This window comes from Gemmata palustris, assembly GCF_017939745.1.
In the GTDB taxonomy this organism is placed as follows: domain Bacteria; phylum Planctomycetota; class Planctomycetia; order Gemmatales; family Gemmataceae; genus Gemmata; species Gemmata palustris.
In genome coordinates this window covers 6,175,446-6,195,628 of the sequence record NZ_JAGKQQ010000001.1, presented here as the reverse complement: position 1 = coordinate 6,195,628, position 20,183 = coordinate 6,175,446, and the positions used below count along the sequence as shown (strand labels likewise).

21 protein-coding genes are annotated in these 20,183 nt (G+C 63.6%); 8 read left to right on the top strand and 13 right to left on the bottom strand.

All coding sequences use genetic code 11. The features are described 5' to 3' along the window. Positions 1–54 precede the first annotated feature (54 nt). The 8 genes from J8F10_RS25740 to J8F10_RS25705 form a co-directional block, all read right to left on the bottom strand. A complete protein-coding gene (locus J8F10_RS25740; protein WP_210658859.1) occupies positions 55–1,749 on the bottom strand; it encodes a GH3 auxin-responsive promoter family protein in 1,695 nt (564 codons plus the stop codon). Positions 1,750–1,884: 135 nt separating this feature from the next. Continuing rightward, positions 1,885–2,880 carry an alpha/beta hydrolase gene (locus J8F10_RS25735; RefSeq protein WP_210658857.1) on the bottom strand — a complete coding sequence of 332 codons (996 nt, stop codon included), beginning with the start codon at positions 2,878–2,880 and terminating at the stop codon, positions 1,885–1,887. Between the two features lie 116 nt (positions 2,881–2,996). After that, on the bottom strand, positions 2,997–4,286 hold the full coding sequence (locus J8F10_RS25730) for a beta-ketoacyl-[acyl-carrier-protein] synthase family protein (protein ID WP_210658854.1): 1,290 nt from the start codon (positions 4,284–4,286) through the stop codon (positions 2,997–2,999). A 122-nt stretch (positions 4,287–4,408) separates the two neighbouring features. Continuing rightward, entirely contained in the window at positions 4,409–5,680 is a 1,272-nt protein-coding gene (locus tag J8F10_RS25725; RefSeq protein WP_210658852.1) for a beta-ketoacyl-[acyl-carrier-protein] synthase family protein, read from the bottom strand. A 228-nt stretch (positions 5,681–5,908) separates the two neighbouring features. Then, on the bottom strand, positions 5,909–6,397 hold the full coding sequence (locus J8F10_RS25720) for a beta-hydroxyacyl-ACP dehydratase (protein WP_210658850.1): 489 nt from the start codon (positions 6,395–6,397) through the stop codon (positions 5,909–5,911). Positions 6,398–6,486: 89 nt separating this feature from the next. Then, positions 6,487–6,879, bottom strand: a complete 393-nt coding sequence (locus J8F10_RS25715) for an acyl carrier protein (RefSeq protein WP_210658848.1) — start codon at positions 6,877–6,879, stop codon at positions 6,487–6,489. A gap of 23 nt (positions 6,880–6,902) precedes the next feature. Next, on the bottom strand, positions 6,903–7,667 hold the full coding sequence (locus J8F10_RS25710) for a 3-oxoacyl-ACP reductase family protein (RefSeq protein ID WP_210658845.1): 765 nt from the start codon (positions 7,665–7,667) through the stop codon (positions 6,903–6,905). Positions 7,668–7,734: 67 nt separating this feature from the next. Beyond that, the gene (locus J8F10_RS25705; RefSeq protein ID WP_210658843.1) at positions 7,735–8,226 is read right to left on the bottom strand and encodes a hydroxymyristoyl-ACP dehydratase; all 492 of its coding nucleotides are present in this window, start codon (positions 8,224–8,226) and stop codon (positions 7,735–7,737) included. A 575-nt stretch (positions 8,227–8,801) separates the two neighbouring features. Here J8F10_RS25705 and J8F10_RS25700 point away from each other — a divergent pair. After that, entirely contained in the window at positions 8,802–10,151 is a 1,350-nt protein-coding gene (locus J8F10_RS25700) for a patatin-like phospholipase family protein (protein WP_210658842.1), read from the top strand. Between the two features lie 140 nt (positions 10,152–10,291). After that, complete coding sequence (locus J8F10_RS25695; protein ID WP_210658840.1) at positions 10,292–10,453, top strand: hypothetical protein; 162 nt, start codon at positions 10,292–10,294, stop codon at positions 10,451–10,453. Between the two features lie 3 nt (positions 10,454–10,456). Here J8F10_RS25695 and J8F10_RS25690 read toward each other — a convergent pair whose 3' ends face one another. After that, a complete protein-coding gene (locus tag J8F10_RS25690; protein WP_210658838.1) occupies positions 10,457–11,197 on the bottom strand; it encodes an SDR family NAD(P)-dependent oxidoreductase in 741 nt (246 codons plus the stop codon). 123 nt (positions 11,198–11,320) lie between these two features. Here J8F10_RS25690 and J8F10_RS25685 point away from each other — a divergent pair, with 123 nt between their 5' ends. From J8F10_RS25685 to J8F10_RS25670, 4 genes are all read left to right on the top strand, one after another. After that, positions 11,321–11,698, top strand: coding sequence for a hypothetical protein (locus tag J8F10_RS25685; RefSeq protein ID WP_210658836.1), 378 nt, complete (start codon positions 11,321–11,323; stop codon positions 11,696–11,698). Between the two features lie 61 nt (positions 11,699–11,759). Further along, on the top strand, positions 11,760–12,332 hold the full coding sequence (locus tag J8F10_RS25680; protein WP_210658835.1) for a CDP-alcohol phosphatidyltransferase family protein: 573 nt from the start codon (positions 11,760–11,762) through the stop codon (positions 12,330–12,332). Between the two features lie 30 nt (positions 12,333–12,362). After that, the gene (locus J8F10_RS25675) at positions 12,363–12,890 is read left to right on the top strand and encodes a DUF6428 family protein (protein ID WP_246523576.1); all 528 of its coding nucleotides are present in this window, start codon (positions 12,363–12,365) and stop codon (positions 12,888–12,890) included. A gap of 48 nt (positions 12,891–12,938) precedes the next feature. After that, positions 12,939–13,319, top strand: coding sequence for a hypothetical protein (locus J8F10_RS25670; protein WP_210658833.1), 381 nt, complete (start codon positions 12,939–12,941; stop codon positions 13,317–13,319). A 5-nt stretch (positions 13,320–13,324) separates the two neighbouring features. Here J8F10_RS25670 and hemF read toward each other — a convergent pair whose 3' ends face one another. Beyond that, complete coding sequence (gene hemF, locus J8F10_RS25665; RefSeq protein WP_210658831.1) at positions 13,325–14,209, bottom strand: oxygen-dependent coproporphyrinogen oxidase; 885 nt, start codon at positions 14,207–14,209, stop codon at positions 13,325–13,327. Positions 14,210–14,360: 151 nt separating this feature from the next. Between hemF and J8F10_RS25660 the strand changes: the two genes are divergently transcribed. Both J8F10_RS25660 and J8F10_RS25655 read left to right on the top strand, forming a co-directional pair. After that, positions 14,361–16,010, top strand: coding sequence for a hypothetical protein (locus J8F10_RS25660; protein WP_210658830.1), 1,650 nt, complete (start codon positions 14,361–14,363; stop codon positions 16,008–16,010). A 147-nt stretch (positions 16,011–16,157) separates the two neighbouring features. After that, positions 16,158–16,634 carry a hypothetical protein gene (locus J8F10_RS25655; protein WP_210658827.1) on the top strand — a complete coding sequence of 159 codons (477 nt, stop codon included), beginning with the start codon at positions 16,158–16,160 and terminating at the stop codon, positions 16,632–16,634. Between the two features lie 42 nt (positions 16,635–16,676). On the opposite strand, the gene J8F10_RS25650 is transcribed toward J8F10_RS25655, so the two are convergent. The 3 genes from J8F10_RS25650 to J8F10_RS25640 form a co-directional block, all read right to left on the bottom strand. After that, positions 16,677–17,141 (bottom strand): hypothetical protein, encoded by a 465-nt coding sequence (locus J8F10_RS25650; protein WP_210658825.1) that lies wholly within the window; start codon positions 17,139–17,141, stop codon positions 16,677–16,679. 169 nt (positions 17,142–17,310) lie between these two features. Beyond that, complete coding sequence (locus J8F10_RS25645) at positions 17,311–17,760, bottom strand: hypothetical protein (RefSeq protein WP_210658823.1); 450 nt, start codon at positions 17,758–17,760, stop codon at positions 17,311–17,313. After that, positions 17,757–20,111 (bottom strand): carbon starvation CstA family protein, encoded by a 2,355-nt coding sequence (locus J8F10_RS25640; RefSeq protein WP_210658821.1) that lies wholly within the window; start codon positions 20,109–20,111, stop codon positions 17,757–17,759. The genes J8F10_RS25645 and J8F10_RS25640 overlap by 4 nt, the downstream gene beginning before the upstream one ends. Between the last annotated feature and the right edge of the window lie 72 nt (positions 20,112–20,183).

Sequence of the window (20,183 nt, the reverse complement as noted above, 5' to 3'; positions counted from 1 at the left end):
AGTTCCCGGTCTTTATCCGTGTTATCCGCGTCATCTGCGGCTCTTCGTTCTCGCCTACACGACCTCGCGCAGCACAGTCATTGTGTCGCGGAACTTCAGGTCACCGATCAGACACGGGTGCTTGTACTGCTCCGGCGACCCGCCGGTTTGTGATAGCCGGTCGCGGTCCCACTTCGCCCACGTGCCCGCGGCAATCACCATCGCGCGCAGAGGACCGAGGCGCCCGCTCTCGCGCTTCGCCGCGTACTCCACGTTCTCGACACCGAGTTGCTTGTCGAACTCGGCCAAGAAGTGTTTGAGCACGGGCTCGTTGGCGACGTCCGGTTCTTCGAGGAAGATCGCGTAGTAGGGCTGCTTCTCGTCCCACACGGGGCTCACACTGTACGCCGTGATCGGCTGATTGATGCGCTGTGCGACCGCGTCCATCGCCTTTGTGACGTGGTACTCGCTCAGTTTCTCGCCGGTCAGGTTCGCGAACCGGTTCCCCTTGCCCAGAAACTCGACGAGCGGCGTTTTGCCCTGGAAGCCCGTCACGCGAACAAGGTCCGAAATGTGGTAGCGGTACAGCCCGTATGCGGTGGTCGGCAGGATAAAGTAGCTGCCGCCTTCTCGGAGTTCGTGCGCGCCGAGCACCGTCGGTTGGGGGGAGTCGATCTCGCCTTCGGGAATGAACTCGAAGTAGTGCGACCAGATATCGAGTACGCCACTCGCGGTGCCGCCCGAAAGCGGGATCGTGAACCGCCCCTCACTCGCGAGTAACCCCAGGTCGTGAACCGGCGGCTCGCCGTAGTATTGCGGCAGTTGCCGCAGGTACGGCCCCATGCTCCCGCCGGTCCACGTGTTGATAACGGTCGCCTCTGTGGGCCACACGTCCATCGGGTACAAGCGGCCCAGTTTCCCCGCAATCGTGCTCAGTTCATTCGCGCGGGCCGGGTTCTTCTTCGCGCGCGGAGCGAGATAGGCGCGAATCTCCGGGCTGATATCGAGATCGTCGCGGAGCGTGCCGTTGTGGAGGTCGCGCAGGAGCGATTCTTTCTCCGCGTCGAGCGTGCGGGCCAGTTGAACCAACGTGCTCGGGTTGGCGGCCATCAGTTGCGACACGTTCCGACCGATCGAGAATCGCAGGGCGACGTAATAGCGCGCCTTCGCGTCCTTGATTTTGCCGGTCACGTGCGGCACCGTGTACATCCACTTGATGAGTCGGCGCTGCACCATCGCGGTGTAGCCGGAGAGATTCCCGCACGGGATGCCCGACGGCGTGCGGAACTCTTCCGGGTCGCCGCCGAGTTGCACGATGGGGCGCATCGCGATCCGCCGACCGCGGTTGTCGCGGTACATCTTCACGCCCCACATGTTCCACCCGCGCCGGTACGCCGCGAGGTAGGCGTCCGTGACGGGAATGAGTTTGCGGCTGGCGGTGGTGCCGCTGGTGAGCGCGAACATCAACACGCGCGGGTCCGCCAGTAGCGCCCTCGTGTCACCCGTTTGGACCTTCTCGATGTAAGGCGCAACGTACTCGTAGGGGGCAACCGGGACGTTGTTGCGGTACTCGGCGACGGACGTGATCGCGCCGAACTTGTGGTCGTGCCCGAACTGCGTGTCGGCTTGGGTGCGGAGGATGTTGAAGAGGAGCGCGGCCTGGACCGCTTCGGGGTTCTCGCACGCGATTTCAAACTGCCGCAACTGCTTCCGCACCGGGTACGTCAGCAACCGGCCGAGGCGAACGAGCAAAAAGCGTTTCACTGACATGACTCACCCGCGCGCGACGAAGCCCACGGCGGACCGTGGGCTTCGGTAGGATGGCCGCGATTCGCAGGTACGAATTACGGCCCACAATCAACCGTAACAGGGTGGTCAACTTCCGGTTGGGGAAGTCTCGCCCCCTCACCCCACTGGCACCAGTTCTTGGCTCTCTTCGGCCAGGTGGCGGTCGAAGAACTCCACCACCGTGCGGTTGTACTCGTCCCCGGCAATGTGCAGTGCCTGGTTGTGTTTCGCCTTGGGTACCAACCACAGTTTCTTCGTGCCCGACGCCCGCGCGAAGAGCGACGCGGCCATTTCGGGCTTGATGTACGTGTCGCCCTCGCCGTGAATCATCAGGAGGGGCCGGTTCAACTTGGTCGCGGCCTTTTCCACGCTCGGGTACGTCACCCCGCGGTTCCGCGCCACGCGCTTCACGCCCACGGTGCCGACCATGCCGTAGAACCAGCCCGGCAGAACCTTCTGGATGCGGCGGTTGCCGCTGTAGATCTGAATCCAGCGCTGCATGTACGGCACCATCGTGGTGTGCGTCCCGTACATGCCGTCGGTCGCGACGCACTTCACCCACGGGTCGGACGCCGCGATCAGTAGACCGGTGCTCCCGCCCTTGCTGATGCCGAAGATGCCGATGCCGTTCGGGTCCGCGTCGGGGCGCGAGCGGAGGTACGAGACCGCGACCCGCATGTCGGCCACGTCCCGGTCGGTCACCCACTGGAGCGGTTCGTAGTTCGGGTCGCGCTCGCTATCGCCCTGGTTCCGTGGTTCGACCGCGAACACGTCGTAGCCCGCTCCGATGAGGGCCTGGCAGTATTGCCGGCACGCCCACCGGTTCGACCCGAATTCCAGGCCGAACAGGATCACCCCGCGGCGCTGCGATGCGGTCGTGCGGAAGTAGCAGCCGCGGAGGGCCAGTCCGTCAATGGTCGGAAGGGTGGCTTCTTCGGCGTGCGGGTCCGGCTCGCCCCGGGGAACGACGAACAGGGGCTTTTCCTGAAAGATGCGCGTCAGGAACCCCATGTACTTCCAGCGGACGTACAGATACGCCATCGCCAGTCCCAACCCCACCGCAATGAAGGGGAAGGAAAACAACGCAATGCCGATCCAGAACCAAACAACCACCCTGGACCTCCGGGTAGAATGATGCCGCATCCAATTTGCAAAGCGCTCGTCTCGACGACGAGGAACGTCCTGTTACAATTACCAACCTTTCATTATCAGAATACCGGTCCCGGTCTTCAACCCCGGAACGCGCTGGCAATCAGGGCGACGTTCTGCCCGCCGAAACCGAAACTGTTGGACAGCACGTGCTTGAATCGCACCTCGCGGGCGTGGTGCGGGACGTAATCCAGATCGCAGGCGGGATCGGGCGTTTCGAGGTTGATCGTCGGCGGGACCACGCCCTTCTGCAGTGCCATCATCGAAATAATCAGTTCGACCACGCCCGCGGCGGCGATCAGGTGGCCGAGCATGCTCTTACTGCTCGAGACCGGCAATTTATAAGCGTAATCACCGAACACCGACTTGATCGCGGCGGTTTCGGCCGAGTCGTTGGCCTGCGTGCTGGTGCCGTGTGCGTTGATGTAACCAATGTCGGTGGGGTTCAACCCGGCGTCGGTCAGCGCCTCGGCCATGCACCGAATCGCCCCGCGCCCCTCCGGGTGCGGGTCGGTCATTCGGAAGGCATCGGCCGTCGAGCCGTAACCCGTTAGCTCGGCAACAATGTTCGCACCCCGCGCCTTCGCGTGCTCCAACTCTTCGAGCACGATCAGGCCCGCGCCTTCGCCGATCACGAACCCGTCGCGCGTGAGGTCGAACGGGCGGCTCGCCGTTTTGGGGCTGTCGTTGCGCTGCGACAGCGCCGTGAGCCGGTTAAATCCGCTGATACCCGTGGGGGTAATCATGCTGTGCGAACCGCCCGCGAGCATGACATCCGCTTCGTTCGTGCGGATCATCTCCGTCGCTTCGCCGATGGCCTGTGAACTTGCCGCACACGCAGTCTGGCAGGACGCGAACGGCCCATCAAGGCCGAACGTGTCGGCGAGGTAGCCGGACGGGGCGTACATCTCGGCTTCGGCTTCCTGCGGGCCGTTGAGTCGCTTAAACAGCAGGGCCGCGGCTTCACGCAGGTTCGCAGTACGTTCGCCTTGCGGGGTCGCCTTCGACGTGCTGGTGGTGAGCGCCTCGAAGTTCTCCTGACCCTCCCCGGAGCCGAGATAAACGCCTATCCGTGAGCGATCGCCGCTCATTTCGAGAAGCCCGGCGTCCAGGAGTGCTTGTCGGCCGGCCGCGAGTGCGTACTTGGTGTTCACGCCGCAGTTGCGGAACTGGTCCGCGTTCGGCAGAAACTTCGCAAGGTCGAAGTCCGTCACTTCCGAAGCGAACGTGGTCGGGAACGTGCGGGCGTCGAAGTGCGCGATCGGCCCAACTGCTGTTCGGCCCGCAACTTGGGCCGCGAACAACTCAGCCACGCTGTGTCCCAGCGGGCTGATGACCCCCATCCCGGTGATTACCACTCGTCTGCGCATCTCTCCACCTCTTGGCGACCGGCCGATCCGTGCCGACTGGAGAGCTTCACGCAATCCGCGTCTCGCTCTCAATCTCGCTCGTGGGACCGTAAGGTATTGGGCCAGAACCTTTTACTGGTCGCCTAGTCCCACTTCTTCACAACTGCCACGGCGCACTGACCGAGGCCCGTGTAGGTCACTTTCACCACATACGGTTTGGTTACGGGGCGCGGCGCGCCGGCGTGAACCGCAATCGGACAGTCCGCGGCCGGTTTCTCGTGGTTGAGTGTGCCGGGCAACAGCCCGTGACGGAGAGCGAGCACGCTGCACGCCAGTTCCATCAATCCGGAGGCCGCGCCGAGGTTCCCGAACCGACTCAACGGCGCAAAAACCGGCACATCCCGTCCAAACACTTCACTGATACCGCGTGCCTCGAACGAATCGCCAATGGTTGTGCCGGTGCCGTGCGCGTTAACGTGGTCCACGTCTTGCGGTTGGATACCCGCCGCGGTCAAAGCGTTTCGGATGACGCGAGCCAGTCCCGGACCTTTCTTGCCGCGATCGACCCCGGCCGCCCAGCCCACCAGTTCACCCAGGATGGTCGCGTTCCGGTTGCGGGCGTGATTCAGTTCTTCGAGTGCGAAGACTGCCGAACCTTCGCCGAGCACGGTGCCGTCGCGGTCCGCGTCGAAGGGACGAACTGCGTGGCCCGGATCGTCATTTCGGCGCGACAACTGGACGAACAGGTTGTGCCGGCTCAGGGTGATCGGGTTAATGCGGGCTTCGCTCCCGCCCACCACCATTACATCGGCCGTGTTACGGCGGATGATCCGGGCGGCCTCGAACAGCGCGACCAGCCCCGATGTGTCGCCGGGGATCTGCGTGTTGCTCGGTCCCTGGATGTCGTAAAGGATCGTGGCGTGGCACGCCGGCATGTTCGGCAGGTACTTCAGCATCCACAGCGGCGTGATTTCGGGCAGCCCGGCGGAACCCCAAAGGGCGTGGCTGATCGTTTCGCCGTCCGGGGACGATACCTTGCTCGCGGCGGCCATGTCGTTCAGGTCTGTCGCGCCCATCAGCGACGCGAACTCGATGCCGATCCGGTGCGCGGGGACCGTGCCCTTCGCGATACCGGCGTTCTGGAGCCCGAGTTGTGCGCCGATGACGCCGAGTTCGACCGTCCGGGCCATCGCGTTGAGCGACCGGCGGTAGCTCTTGTCGATTAGTGCCTTCGCGGAGAACCCCTGCACCTCGCCCGCAATGTGGCAGGGGAGTTCGGAGGCGTCGAAGAGCGAAACCGTGCGCACGCCGCGGGCGCCCGAGACGAGTGCGTCCCAGAACGCTTCGGGCGTGGACCCGATCGGGTTGAGTACGCCGAACCCGGTCAGCACGGTGCGGCGAGAGTTGCTTACCATGTTGCCACTCGGTGCTGAACTCCGTGGATACTAAGCGCGAGTTACTGCGCTATATTTCAAGAGGTAGTGTATTCGCTCGGATTACTTGCGTCCGATTCGCTTCTGCCGCAAGAGTTTTTGGTTTGAAAGGTTCAGTAGCGCGGGTAAATTGGGTTATTTGGACCGTAAGGAAAAAGCTGGAAGCCCCAATTGGGGCTTCTTGCGGCCGTCAGCGGTGTTCAGTGACCCTTATTCGCTTGGCGGAGCAGGTTTACTCACCGCGGCCGCCATACGGAGCAAATGCGTGATCTGCCCACTGAAGACGAACTTGGTGTCGGGTAGTCCCGGGGGGAGCTGAGAAGGGTTCGCGTGGGCGAACATGATCTCGGCTTCGACCACGAGGTCCGCGCCGCTGTGCGCGGTGGCCGATACCCGTGCGCCCGTGTCGTTCAAATCCAACAGTGTGGTCGTGTACGTTAACTGTTCGCCGGCCATCGCGTCGTGGTGAAACTTCGCGGTCATTTTCGCGAGCACCACGTTTTCGCGGTACTGGCGCGCCTCACCCACGAGGATACCGCCGGTTTGAGCTAAACCTTCCAGGATGAGTGGGGCCGGCATCACCGGGAAGCCGGGGAAGTGATCGGCGAAGTGGTCTTCGGCCAGGCTCAGGTTCTTCACCGCCGTGGCCGACTTGCCGGACTCGAACGTCACGAACCGGTCGATCCACGTCCAGCGCATGTTGGGAGTGCTTTTATCGGACTGTACGGAGGAAACGGTGGGCCTGCGCGAGCCGGAACCCACCCCACAAAACCGCCGGGGCGGTCACTTCACTTCTTGGCGGCGACCTTCGATTCCAGGTAGCGCACGATCAGATCGACGGTGAACAGGTCTTCGACCTTGTCGATCCGCGGGTCTTTCTTGAACTCGGTGAGGTCGGCGTAGGGCATTTGCTTTTCGAGCTCGACCAGCCCGACCGGGGTCACCTTCCCGTTCGCGACGAACGTCGAGTCGCCCTGGAAGATGGATTCCGGGAACAGCTCTTCGCGCGGGATCGTGACGCCGAACTGTTTTTCCAGCCGGAACACGATGTCCAGGAAGTCGATGGACTCGGCGCCCAGGTCGCCCTTGAGTCGTGCGGTCGGCGTCACCTGATCGTCGTCGACACTGAGCGCGTCGATGAGCGTGGTACGGACCTTGCCAAAAATATCTTCGCGCGTCATGTCTCGCTTCTCCAACCGGCCGGTCAGCCGGACACCGCCCCGAGGCTGAGGCCGCCGTCCACAGTAATCACCTGCCCGGTGATGTACGCAGCGCCGGGACCGCAGAGGAAGAGAATCACGTTGGCGATGTCGTCCGGTGTGCCGAGCCGCCGCACCGGAATGAGCTTTTTAAGGTTGTCTTCGCCGGCCATGTTCCGCACGGCCTGGCTCATGTCGGTCGCAATGAAACCGGGGGCAACAGCGTTCACAAGTACGTTTCGGGCGGCCAGTTCCGCCGCGAGCACCCGCGTGAAACTGTTGATCGCGCCCTTGCTCGCCGCGTAGTTCGCCTGGCCCTTGTTCACGTGTTCGGCGGCGATGCTCGACAGGTTAATAATGCGCCCGGACCGCTGCTTGAACGCCATCGGTTGGGCAACCGCCCGGCAGAACGCGAACGTTCCGGTCAGGTTGGTGTTGATGACCGTGTTCCAGTCCTCAGCGTCCATCTTGAGGAACAATTTGTCGCGAATGACACCGGCGTTGTTCACCAGAATATCAATTCGCCCGTGTTCCGCCAGAATTGCGCCGACGACGGCCTCGGCCGCCGCGGGATCGGCCACGTCCGCCTGCACCGCTTGCGCGACGCCACCGGCCGCGGCCACTTCCTGAACGAGTTGCTGCGCCGCTTCCGCGTTCCCGCGGTAGACAAAGGAAACTTTCGCGCCTTCGCGGGCCAGGGCGAGCACGATCCCGCGCCCGATTCCCCGGCTCCCGCCCGTCACCAGCGCGATTTGATCCTTCAAAATCATTGCTTCGTCCTGTCGGTCCGCACGCTTGTCATCAATTCGGTATCGGGCGCCGGCCACTTGACCCGTCTTATTTCTTCCGCAATTCGCCGGTGAGCAGTGCCCAGCGGGTCTTCCAGTGCTCGATCAAGCGGGAGTCGGTTGCGGCCCCCGTGGACCCACGATTCGCAAGAGAGTACCCGTGAAGAACGAAGATCGCATTAACGGTCGATTCACCCGCGTCGTTGATTCCCTTGGTCTTAAACGTCGCGGTGCCGGCCGTCGCGTCGACTTTCGTCATTTCTGTAGTCACGTCCATCCGTCGCCCGGGGAGCATAAACGTGCCGTACTTCACACTCTTGAGTTCCCGGAGCACGATCACCGGGTGTGCGAAGTCGGTCGTCACGCGCCACAACCACGCCGCCGATTCCACGCACGCCTGCAGCATGAGCACGCCGGGCATGACCGGGAACTGCGGGAAGTGGTCGGCGAGGTACTCTTCCCCCAGCGCGAGGTACTTCGTCGCCGCCAGCGTTTTGCCCGGTTCCCAGCGGTCGATTCGATCGATCAGGTGGAACCGCATCCGCAGCGAACTCCGTCAGCGCCCGCAGGCCGCCCGTCTTTATAAGAGTAGAAAGTATATGGCCGCAACGGAAGGCGGACAACCCTTCCCGCCTTCTCGGATCGCGCGGAGTCCCGCAACCGCGCTCGCGTAACGCGCGGCCCGCGTTGATTGTGGGTATCGTGCCCATATGTTCGCGAGAGCGCAACTCACAGATTCCGGGTCGGCGCCAGAAGATGAGGATCGGTGCCTGGGTTGTGCTGGGGAAGTGGTGTGCAACTCTCGGTCCGATTCTGACGGCGGGGGCGATTGGGGCGAGCGGCGGGTTGGTATCGCGATCGCTACTTGTCGCTTGCCCGCTCGCGGCTTAGAATCACGACTTCCCAACGAAATACAAACTTCACTGACAATTTCTGACGGTAGGAGCGAATCATGGGTCGGCGTCGCGGCACCGGTCGGCGGAAGGTGGGTCGGAAGAAGCGCCGGATGCGCGCCCGGATTCGGCACCGCAAATAAGCCGCTTCGCGAAACCCGAAAGTACCCTCTTGCGGGTTTCGCTCTCCCACGATATCCCCCTCAAATTCTTGGGGGGAAGAATGGTCCGCACGTTCACGCGACCGGTGTCGGCTCTCGGGCTGGCACTGCTCTTGGGTGCTGTCGTGCTCGGGTGCGCTGGTCCGAGTGCCGTGGGCGATCGCCTCACGCCGCTCAAACGCTTGCGCTCACGGGACGAACGCACACCGGACGAGCTGAAGGCGTCCGTGGGGTGGCTCGACATTGAGGCTCAGGGAGCCGGCCGAAGCACCATCCGCACGGAAGACCTGCTCGCGTTCGCTGAGAAGGCGCGCACATCGACCAAGCCCCCCGTTCCGTTCCCCAAAAAGCACATTCTGGTTGTCACCGGAGGGGGCTCTTACGGAGCGTACCCCGCGGGCGTCCTCGTCGGTTGGACCGCGACCGGTACGCGCCCCGAATTTGATGTGGTGACCGGTATTAGTACCGGTGCGCTGCTCGGTGCGTTCGCGTTCCTGGGATCGTCCGAAGACGGCGAACTCCAGCGGTGCTACACCACGCTCCGCAGTTCGGATATTTACCGCAAGAACCGACTCATCCCGGCGCTGCTATCAGAATCACTCGCGGACAGTTCCCCTCTGAACAAAGTCATTCACCAAGTTGCGACGGATGCGCGCATCGCCCGGTTCGCGGAGGAGCACCGCAAGGGCCGCCGGTTCTACGTCGGCACCACCGATCTCGACGCGCGCCGGGCGGTCGTGTGGGACATGGGCGCGATCGCGGCACGCGACACGCCGGAGAGCCGCGAGTTGTTCCGCAAAGTGCTCCTCGCGTCGGCCTCGATTCCGGGATTCTTCCCGCCGGTGCGCATTCCGGTCACGGTGGAGGGCAAGCGGTTCGTCGAGCGCCACATTGACGGCGGCACCACGTCGTCGATGTTCTTCGCCCCGCCGTGGGTTCCGCACGCCGAGCACGAGAAGCTGCCGGTGGGTTGGCTCTACGGTTCCGAGGTGTACGTCCTTGTTGCGGGGAAAATGTACCCGGACCCGACGCCGGTGAAGCCGCGCACGTTCGCCATCGCGAGCAACGCCATCTCCACCATCGTCTACGACCAGACGCGCAGCGACCTGCACAAGCTTTTCTTGCTTACAACGATGACCGGGATGAACTACAACGTGTCGGTGATCCCGACGGAAGTGCAGTCCCCGCTGGCCAGCACCGATTTCGATCCGCACGAAATGTCGCGCCTGTTCAGCGCGGGCACGCAGTGGGCTGCCTCCGGTCCGAAATGGCGCATCACACCGCCGGGTTACGAACCGGGTGAGGGTGCGAAATACCGCGCTGGTACAGTTCTCACTGACATCGGCCGATCGACCGGCGGCCAACTCGGTCCGCCGAGTAGTCCGATCCCGGTAATCATCCCGGAGAAGTGACCCGCGCGCGTATTCGTGCGACCGGGGCGCACCTTGCGCTGCCGGGCTTCTGGCGCACCTTCGGTTCTCACAGATTTTTCGTTGCACGCCGCCCCCTCCAGCGGTATTCGCGCGGCTCGCCGTGCCGAGGGAACAAAATCATGCGTCGGATTTTCGCGCTCATCGTGCTCGTGGGGCTGGTCACGATGACCGGTTGCATCACGCCCGACGACAAGCGCCAGTGGCAGGAAGCGCTGAAGGATCTCCGGGGCGAAAATACGGAGATGAAGACCATCGCGCCCATCTCGAGGAAGACCGAATAGCCGTTACATCGTTCGGCCGCCATCGACGACCAAAACTTGCCCGGTCGTCAGTGTGGTGCCGGTCGCGAGGTAGACGACCGCGTCGGCGATGTCGTCGGGGTTGGCGGCGCGCCCGAGCGGAGCGTGTTCCAAGAACTTGGCGATGTGCGCCTCACGCCCTTCGAGCCAGCGTGTGAGGATCGGTCCGGGGGCGACCGCGTTCACCCGCACGTCCGGCCCGAAGGCGCGGGCGAGGGACTGCGTCATACAGTTCAGCGCGGCCTTGCTCGCGCAGTACGGGATCGAGCTTCCCAAGCCCGTCAACCCCGCGACGCTCGTCACGTTGACCACATTTCCCTGGCTCGCCTTCAGGAGCGGCATCGCGGCCCGGGTGCAGTAGAACGTGCCCATCACGTTCACTTTGAAGATGTCGTCCCACACCTGATCGGTCAGCGCATCGAGATCGGTGTGCGGGACGAAGTGCGTGGTGCCCGCGTTGTTCACGAGTACGTCGAGCCGGTCAAAGCTCGCTTCCGTGGCGGCGATCATCTCGTTCACCGCGCCCGCGTCCGCGACCGTCGTTTTGCATAACAGAGCCGGCACGCCTTCGGCCTCGACGAGAGCGAGCGTTTCCTGCGCTTCGGTTTCGGACTTCGAGTAGTTCACGACGACCGCGTAGCCGAGTTTGGCGAACCGGACGGCGCACGCGCGCCCGACGCCGGTGGCACTGCCCGTAACGAGCGCGACTTTGCGAGACGTGGACATGCGAGACTCCGGGGGTGATGGTGTCCGTTGTGGGCGAGGCGCCAACGCGGTGCCAACTTGCATACGAGTGCCGACCCCGATAGGCTTCATCAACTGCCCGCGCCCGGACCTTCGGAGAGTGAAATGACCGCCGCCGTGAGCGGACCCGAGTTCGTGGACGTGCTCTTGTTCATTGCGGTCGCGGGGCTCTTTCTCCTCTTCGCACGCGACTGGACGGTGCGCCTGGCCGGAGTCGTTCTCATGCTCCCGCGGCTGCTCGTCGCGCCGCTCACGCTGGGCGAAGTGCTCCTATTCGGTTGTACGGTCGTGGCGGCGATCAGCCGGGTCGTATACGGCTGGAGTTTCGGCCCGAGCGAACCGGAGCGTGAAGCGCCAGAAGCTCCCGATGTGCCGGAACCGGATGACGTGTCCGAACCAGCCGTGTGTGTCGCGTGCCGCGGATCGATCCCCGCCGGCGCGAACAAGTGCCCGCAGTGCGGGTGGTCGTATGCGGCCGGTTGAGCAAGTGTTTCGCACCAGCCCGTTGTTCGCCCTTACGTGAACCGCACGATCGGAATGCGACGTGATCCGAACCTTGTCGCACCTTGTTCCCAATGGCCTTTCGGGGGCGCGCCTGGTGCTCGGAGTGGCGTTCCCGTTCATTCCCGCGGAGTGGCGGCTGTGGGCCGTGATCGGCGCAGCGCTTTCGGACCTGCTCGATGGTCTCACGGCGAGGTGGATGCACGCGGAATCAAACGCCGGTCGGTTGCTCGATCCCGTCGCGGACAAGGTGTTCGTGCTGGCGCTCGTCGCTACGCTCCTGGCGGAAGGGGCGCTTCACCCGCTCTGGGCGCTGGGGCTCGCGATTCGTGACGTCACCGTGCTCGTCGGGCTGGTCTACGTCATCGCGCGCCGGCAATGGGGTGTGGGCCGGCGGATGCGCCCGTCGTTACTTGGTAAGGCGACCACTGCGGCGCAGTTCGTGGTGCTGGCGCTGCTGGTCATGTCCACCGGGGCGCCGATGTGGGTGCTCGCGGCGGTCACCTTTCTGAGCGCGCTTGCCGCCTGGGATTACGCGCGTTGGTTCTGGGGCGAACCTTCGGTCGGGTCCGCGGCACACTCCGCGCGAGAACTGACACACGAGCGGAGTCCGTGATCGTGACCCCCTCGGTGAACCGATGGTCCGATGGAACTTGGAACCCGGCGCGGCGCCGGTATCGTGAAAGAGCGCGACACCCTCACCGGAGATACGCGGATGAACGTGGCCCAATTTCGAGCCGTGCTGCTGGCCGACCCGGACGCAGCGCTGCACCTGATGCTCCCCGACGGCGACTTCGTGCCCGCGCACTTCCACGTCACCGAGATCGGGCGCGTGCAGAAGGACTTCATGGATTGCGGCGGAACGACCCGCTCCGCGGTTTCGTGTGTGCTTCAGGTGTGGGTCGCGAACGACACCGCGCACCGCCTGACCGCGGGCAAACTGGCCGGCATTCTGCGGCTCGCGGCCCCGCTGCTCGGTTCGGACGATTTGCCGGTCGAAGTGGAGTACGAGCGCGACGCGGTCTCGCAGTTCCCGGTCGCGTTCGCGGAGGCGACGCCCGCCGGCGCGCTGTTCCACCTCGGCCGCAAGCACACCGATTGTCTCGCGCCGGACAAGTGCGGCGTCAGCGGGTGCGCTCCCGCACCGAATGGCTCGGCACAGGGGTGTTGCTAATCGGGTGGTTGCACGCAGAAAACACGGCCCGGAGCGGACGCCGACGCAATGACGCACTTTGTTAGCGGCCACCTCGACCTCACTGCGGCCGAGTTCGATGAGCACTATCGCCCGGCCCTCGATGCGGCACTGGCACGCGGTGATTCGTTTGTTGTGGGCGACGCGCGCGGCGCGGGCACTCTGGCTCAGAACTATCTGTCTGGGAAGACCAGGGCTGTTGTGGTTTACCACATGTTTACCAGTCCGCGCAACAACGCGGGCTTCAAAGCGATCGGCGGCTTTGAAACCGATGACACCCGCGACGTGCAAATGACCGCGGATTCCGATGAGGATATCGCGTGGGTGCGCCCCGGGCGCGAGAAGTCCGGGACGCAGAAGAACATCGATCGCAGAAATCGGCCGCGCCTGACAGCGAAATTGACGGATTGAGGCGCTTACCCCTCCATCGCGGCCCAGTCGTTCGGCTTGAGCCAGTATTCCGTCAGTTCCGCCTCCGGCGATCCGGGCGCGGGGCGGTAGTCGTAAATGTACCGCACCACCGGCGGGAGGCTCATCAGGATGCTCTCGGTGCGGCCGTCCGTCTTCAAGCCGAACACCGTGCCGCGGTCGTACACCAGGTTGAACTCCACGTACCGCCCGCGCCGGTACTCCTGAAAGAACCGCTGATCCGGCGAGTAGCTCAACCCCTTTCGGCGCTCCACGATCGGCAAGTACGCATCGAGGAATGCGTTCCCCGCGTCGCGCACGAACGCGAACGCATCTTCGGTGGCGTCCATGTAGTCGAAGAAGATGCCGCCGACCCCGCGGGCCTCGTTGCGGTGCTTGAGGTGGAAGTAATCGTCGCAGTCCTTCTTCATCTTCGCGTGGTCCGCGACCGCCACGTGGGTGCCACACGCCTGTTTCCAGATGCGGTGGAAATGGACCACGTCTTCCCTGAGCGGGTAGTACGGCGTGAGGTCGCCGCCGCCGCCGAACCACGCCTTCGCGCCGTGCGTCAGGTAGCGGAAGTTCGCGTGTACGGTCGGGATCAGCGGGCTGCGCGGGTGCAACACGAGCGACACGCCGACGGCCGTGAACGCCAGCCCGTCGCCGGGCATTTGTTTCGCGAATTCCGGCGTGAACGCGCCGAACACTTCGGAGAAGTTCACCCCGCCCTTCTCGAACACGGTGCCGTTCTCGATCACGCGCGAGCGCCCGCCGCCGCCCCCGGGCCGCGTCCACGTGTCCTCGCGAAACGTGGCCCCGCCGTCGGCGCTTTCGAGCGCCGCACAGATGCGGTCCTGTAGTTCTCGGAAATAGGTCGAAGCGCGTTCGTGCATGTGAGGCTCTGCCGGTACCCGGAGCGCGAGCCCCGGTGTTGAATACACTCCGTTGGGCGTTCTAATTGATCGTGCCCCGGATGGCAAACGACATCTGGGGCACGTATTCTGAGGGAGCCGGTTCGGTCACATCACACGTTTGGAGAACCCCATGCGGTACGCACTGGTTCTGACCGCCGCAGCGCTCGTCGCGCCGGTCGCCCTCCCCGCAGATCCCCCGGCCCCGCCGATCACGTTCCAAACGCAGCCGGCCAATCGCGTACTCGACGACTTGCGCGCCGCGGCCGATCTCATCGGGGGTGAAAAAGCGGTCAAAGCTCTGAACGACTCGATCAAGGACCGATTCGGCGAAAAGGGGTTCAACGGGTTAGACTTAACGCGCCCGGTCGTGGGGTACGTCACGCTGGCTCCGAAGCCGGAAGACATTACGGCGGTCATCGCGTTCCCGGTCACCAACGAGAAAGATTTCCTCGCGCTGTGTGAGCGCTTCAATAGTGGGAAGCCCGAAGACTTGGGCAAGGGAATGTACCAGCTCCCGCCGCTCGACCCGCGGTACAAGGCCCGAATGCGGTTCAGTGAACGGTACGCCTATATCTCCTACGGGCTGAAACCGGAGCCTGCCCTTGATGCCAAGGTTCTCGTCCCGGCCAACACACTCTACGATCCGGCGGACCAGGCGCTCTTCGCCGGGAAATTTCACTTCGATCGGCTCACGCCCGAAGTGAAATTGGCTCTGCCGAAGTACGTCGAGGAGATCAAAAAGGAGTTCGGCGGGGGCGGTTTCGGGAACGGTCGGGGGGCCTTCGGCATCGGCGCGCAAGAGGCGATGATTTTCAAGCCGCTGGTCGAAGAATTCGAGAAGATGGTCGGGCGCTACGTCCTCCTTCTCGGTGGCGGGGACACGGCCGCGGTGCGACTCAACGTCGACGTAACGACCGCAGATCTGAGCGTTGAAGCCACACTCAACGGGAAGCCCGATTCCGCCCTATCGAAAGCAATCGCGGGCTTCAAACCGACCGGCAACAAGTTCGGCGATCTGCTCACACCGGACACGGTTGTGGGGTTCAAAACGCGCCTGCCGTTTTTCAACGACGAACTGAAGGCCGGTGCTGTGAAATCGCTCGAAGAGGGGCAGAAGTTGGTACCCGCCAACGACTCAGTCAAGGCGTTCGCGGACGAAATATTTAAGGGGCTGATTCGTACCGTGAAGACGGGCGAGGTGGACATCGTTGGCGCCGTGCGCGGGCCGGACAAGAACGGGGACTTCAGCGCGGTTGTGGCGGGCGCGTTCGAGGACACCGCGGCGCTGGAAAAGGAGTTCAAGAAGTTCGTCGAGAAGGACGCGCCGGGGAACGAACAGGAGCGGTTCAAGTGGAACGCGGCGAAGGCCGGCACCACCAACATCCACACGTATAAGGTGCCCGGGGGCGGGTTCGTCGAGTTCGACAAGCCGTTCGGCGGCGACAAGTGCCTCATCGCGTTCGCGTTCGCACCGAAGGGCGTGTTCGTGGTCGTCGGCCCGGACGCGATCACGGTGATGAAGGACGCGCTCGCGGTGAAGGCGGCCGAGGCGCCGGTGCTCGATATCGTGGTGAACCCGGCCCGCATAATGAAACTGGTGGAGAAGGCCGGCGGCCCCCCGGGTCAAGTGGAGCAACTGATCGGTAAGGAAGACAAACTCATTTCCGCGATGTCACTCGCGGTGAGCGGCGGGAAAGAGCTGAAGGTGCGGTCCACGATCAATTTGCGGATGCTCCCCAAAGCGTTCCTTTCGTCGGTCGAGAGAGTCGAGATGCCCTAGGTCGATCCGGTGGAAAAGAATTAGGCGCGTGAGGTGACGCCGACCTGTAGTTGGTGTGGGGCGTTTATGGTGCCCCGGCGCATCGTTCACCGCACGGGGGCGAATACCGTGTTCGCAATTCGGTTGCACCTTGGGATTATCGCTACCGTGTTGCTGGCCGCGGGTTGCCAGCAGCACCCGCCCGCGTTCGTCTCAAAGGGCGACAAATTCCAGGCACAGTTCGCCGGCGAACCGAAGGTCGTTGAGAAGACGGTCGGTGGGAGGCGCTCCGTCGTTTACTCCGTCGTAACGACAGACGGGGCGCGCACGGTCGCGGTAACGGAACTCCCGCTGAAGGGCGACGAGCCACCGGAACTGATTCCGCGCTACTTGGATTCGGCAAAGGACGACATGATCCGAGCTGTGGGCGGGAAACTCGCGTCAGAGACGAACACCACACTCGCGGGCAAATACCCCGGGCGCGACTTCTCGGCGGACGTCACGGAGCCGAATGTCGGAACACTTCGCGCCCGGATCTACCTTGTCGGTGCGCGATTGTACCAAGTAACGGTACTCGGCACCGACAGTTACGCGGCCTCAAACGAATCGACCGCGTTCTTGGACTCGTTCCAGTTAACGGAGTGAGTGCAAAGGAATCAGCGCACTTCGCGCCAACAACCTCGGAACTCAATCCCGGCGCCACATCTGGGACGCGCGTTCTTTCGCCCGGCGGGTGATGCCGGGCGTGTAGGGCGGGCGCGGCGGCGGCGGGTTCTTAATGAAGAACGCCTTGATTCGTTCCGAGAGTTTGTCCAGGGCGTCCGGCGTGGCGATGGGTTTCCCGTCCGCGCCGACGAGCGGTGCGAGCACGTCCTTTGGGTCAATGCCCGTGCCCTTCAGCGCGTCGTAGGGCCGGTTCGGGTCGTAGGGCCGCTGCATCGCGTTCGCGGTGATCGGTTGACCCACTTGCGGCGCGGCTTGCGGGTTCTGTTGACCCACCGGCAGCACCTGACCGCGGTACCCGCCGACGACTTGGCCCGGCATCGTGGTTCCGCCGCTGCTGGGCGCGGCCGTTGTGTTAAATTGCGCCGTGCTGCGCCCGGTCACCCCGACCGCGCACAGCACCCCCACCGCGAGCACGACTCGCCGCATGACACGCCCCCCAACGCGGATTGTTCCCACGGAATGAGTCGCGTGATATGCCATCGCGCGCGGTCCACGTCAAGCGTTTTGCGCGAAAGAAACAAAAACCAGAGACCCAAGACCAAGACACAGGGCTTCCGCCCTGTGCTACGAACGCCGGCCCCTCCGGGGCGAAGAGTTAGAGGTGTTTTGTCTTCACTTCAGAGGGGCCGGCGTTCGTAGTGACCCTATTCGCGTTTCTTTTTTCCCGACTCTCCTGGATCACTAGTCCTAGCCAGATTGCCAGAATGACGATCCACTGAACGATGGGCACCACCAGGCCGTGCATGTTGGGCGTTCGGCGGAACTGCGCGTCCGTGCTGTAGCGGTAGAGATCGAATCCGAGGACGCCCAAACCACCGACCGCGACCGCGACCGCTACCAAGAAGAGGAGCCGCGATCGGGCCGGGTGCGTGCGCCGGCGCCACGCGGTCATGGCAAGAAAGAGGGGCGGTCCTGCGAGGAACGCAAACAGCATCGCGTTCGCCCCGACCGCCGACCAGTCAGTGGTCACGAACGCGACGAGCGCGGCTTCGCCCAGTGCGGCCGCGACCGCGAGCGAAATGGTTTCTCGCGCGTGTCGCGTCACGCTGCACCGTTCGGGTTCGGGGAACTGGCTTTCGGGGCGTTCCCGGGTTTACCCCAACCCAGCCACACCGTCAGCCAGCGCGCCGCGGACCAAAACAGCAGCGTGACGACGCACGTGACGACGAAGATGGTGAGTGCCGTGTTGAGGTAGCCCGTCAGGATCATTTTCTGCCCCACCTCGGGCGCCCCGGCAGCCACCTTTGCGCGCCCGGTTTCGATCAACTGCGCGAACCGGCCCGTGACCAATTGCACGCTAGCCGTGAGCGTGGTGCTGGTCACGAACAGCATCGGGACGATCGTGACGGCCGCGTACTTTCCGCGCCCGTTGTTCACCATCCACGTTGTTACCAGGGCGAGCGCCAGCACCGCGAGCAACTGGTTGGCAACGCCGAACATGGGCCAGATGGTATCGACGCTGCCGGTCCACACGAGCCAGCACCACCCGCCGGTAACCGCGGCGCTGGCGAAGAGCGCCCCGGGCAACCAGTTCTGTTTGGCCATCGGAGCGTAAACGCGCCCCACACTTTCTTGGAGCAAGAACCGCGCGATGCGCGTCCCGGCATCAATCGTCGTGAGAATAAAGAGCGCCTCGAACATGATCGCGAAGTGGTACCAGTATTTCAGGAGCCACTCGCCCGTAACACCGAACCAGTTGAACGCCTGCTCGAAGATGACGGACATCCCCACGGCGAGCGTGACCGCGCCGCCCGTCCGCCCACGCAGTGACTCGCCGCCGACCTTTTCTTCCACCTGACCCAAATCGAGGTGCTGCGGTGAATCCACATTGGTCGCGTGCGCCGGGTCTTTTCCTTCCGGGGGCACCTTCACGCCGTACTTGTCGTACACCTCGTCGAGTTGCTTCTGGTACTCGGGCGCGCGGTCGATGGGCACGTTGATCGCGTAGTACAACTCCGATGGCAGCGCCGCAGCAGCGATTAGCGCGGTGACGCCGACCAACCCTTCGATCAACATCGAGCCGTATCCGATCGTGCGGATGTGCGATTCCTTCTCGACCATTTTCGGCGTCGTGCCGCTGGAAACCAGCGAGTGGAAGCCGCTAATCGAGCCGCACATGATGCAGATGAACACGAACGGGAAGATCTGCCCCGGGAACGTCGGCCCGCCGTTGAGGAACACTTCGTTGATCGGCGGGGCCTGAAGTGCCGGGTTCGCGACACACACGCTCACGATGAGCAACCCGACGGTGCCGATCTTCAGGAAGCTGGAGAGGTAGTCGCGCGGTCCGAGCAGCAGCCACACCGGGAGCACTGCGGCGATGAACCCGTAGACGCCCAGGGTAACGATGGTCTGATCGCGTGTGAGAGAGAAGAAGCGTTCGAGCGGCGACCCGGGAACCCAGTTCCCGGCCACAACTGCCGCGAGTGTAAGGAACCCGCCGATGAGCGACGCCTCGACCACGCGCCCCGGTCGGATGCGGTACATCCACAGCCCGACCAGCAGCGCGATCGGGATCGTACACGCGATGGTGAACGTGCCCCACGATGAGCCGGGCACGAGTTGAGTTGAACCCGCGGGGAGTGTATACACCGCGGGAATTTCGTTACGAAATATCGTTTTGCGGTCCCCAAAAGGCTCGATCATCAATCGACCTTCATGAACTCGGTTCACGGAAGGTGGTTGAGGGCAGCGCACGCGGAATGCTTCTGAGCGCACGGTTCGTTGTGCATTCGCCGGCTCGTAAAGTAGTGTGCAACCCGGCGGGAATTGCAGCGTTACGCTGGTTCCAGTTGTTTCAATTTCCTTTGCGGATTCACCAATTTGCGGTAGTATCACCCGAGTTTCGGCGGGTAACTTCACCTCTTCGCCGCCGAGTGCCTTCACCACCACAATGCCCAAACCGGCGAGCGCAATCACCACGATGAACAGGATCGCGACCGATGCGATGATCGCGGCCGGGTACCCGAGTTCGTGGCGCGCGATTTCGGCAATCGATTTCCCGTCGCGCCGAACGCTCGCGGCCAGCACGAGCATGTCCTGAACGGCCCCCGCGAGGCACACGCCGATCACCAGCCACACCAACCCGGGCGCGAAGCCGTACTGGATGGCGAGTACGGGACCGATCAGTGGTCCGGCCCCGGAGATAGCCGCGAAGTGGTGGCCGAACAGCACCCATTTGTTTGTAGGGTGGTAGTTCTGGCCGTCGTTGAGCCGGTTCGCGGGCGTGACGCGCGAATCGTCGAGTACCGCGACCTTCGCCGCGAGGAACGCGGAGTAATAGCGGTAAGCAATGGCGAGACAGCAAAGCACGACGACCATCACCGGCATCGCGTGCAGGAGCAGGCGCCCGGAACCGGGGTCGCGCGAGTACAGCGTAATAGCGAACAGGTCCATGTGGTGCCGCGTGTGGGAGTGGGAGACGCGAATAGCCTATCACGCGGCGGTTTGACCGGAAACACGAAGAGT

Excerpts from the sequence above, each read along its gene's own strand:
- J8F10_RS25740 (WP_210658859.1), bottom strand. The coding sequence starts at position 1,749 with ATGTCAGTGAAACGCTTTTTGCTCGTTCGCCTCGGCCGGTTGCTGACG.
- J8F10_RS25730 (WP_210658854.1), bottom strand. The coding sequence starts at position 4,286 with ATGCGCAGACGAGTGGTAATCACCGGGATGGGGGTCATCAGCCCGCTG.
- J8F10_RS25725 (WP_210658852.1), bottom strand. The coding sequence starts at position 5,680 with ATGGTAAGCAACTCTCGCCGCACCGTGCTGACCGGGTTCGGCGTACTC.
- J8F10_RS25720 (WP_210658850.1), bottom strand. The coding sequence starts at position 6,397 with ATGCGCTGGACGTGGATCGACCGGTTCGTGACGTTCGAGTCCGGCAAG.
- J8F10_RS25715 (WP_210658848.1), bottom strand. The coding sequence starts at position 6,879 with ATGACGCGCGAAGATATTTTTGGCAAGGTCCGTACCACGCTCATCGAC.
- J8F10_RS25710 (WP_210658845.1), bottom strand. The coding sequence starts at position 7,667 with ATGATTTTGAAGGATCAAATCGCGCTGGTGACGGGCGGGAGCCGGGGA.
- J8F10_RS25705 (WP_210658843.1), bottom strand. The coding sequence starts at position 8,226 with ATGCGGTTCCACCTGATCGATCGAATCGACCGCTGGGAACCGGGCAAA.
- J8F10_RS25700 (WP_210658842.1), top strand. The coding sequence starts at position 8,802 with ATGGTCCGCACGTTCACGCGACCGGTGTCGGCTCTCGGGCTGGCACTG.
- J8F10_RS25695 (WP_210658840.1), top strand. The coding sequence starts at position 10,292 with ATGCGTCGGATTTTCGCGCTCATCGTGCTCGTGGGGCTGGTCACGATG.
- J8F10_RS25690 (WP_210658838.1), bottom strand. The coding sequence starts at position 11,197 with ATGTCCACGTCTCGCAAAGTCGCGCTCGTTACGGGCAGTGCCACCGGC.
- J8F10_RS25685 (WP_210658836.1), top strand. The coding sequence starts at position 11,321 with ATGACCGCCGCCGTGAGCGGACCCGAGTTCGTGGACGTGCTCTTGTTC.
- J8F10_RS25675 (WP_246523576.1), top strand. The coding sequence starts at position 12,363 with ATGGAACTTGGAACCCGGCGCGGCGCCGGTATCGTGAAAGAGCGCGAC.
- J8F10_RS25670 (WP_210658833.1), top strand. The coding sequence starts at position 12,939 with ATGACGCACTTTGTTAGCGGCCACCTCGACCTCACTGCGGCCGAGTTC.
- hemF (WP_210658831.1), bottom strand. The coding sequence starts at position 14,209 with ATGCACGAACGCGCTTCGACCTATTTCCGAGAACTACAGGACCGCATC.
- J8F10_RS25660 (WP_210658830.1), top strand. The coding sequence starts at position 14,361 with ATGCGGTACGCACTGGTTCTGACCGCCGCAGCGCTCGTCGCGCCGGTC.
- J8F10_RS25650 (WP_210658825.1), bottom strand. The coding sequence starts at position 17,141 with ATGCGGCGAGTCGTGCTCGCGGTGGGGGTGCTGTGCGCGGTCGGGGTG.
- J8F10_RS25640 (WP_210658821.1), bottom strand. The coding sequence starts at position 20,111 with ATGGACCTGTTCGCTATTACGCTGTACTCGCGCGACCCCGGTTCCGGG.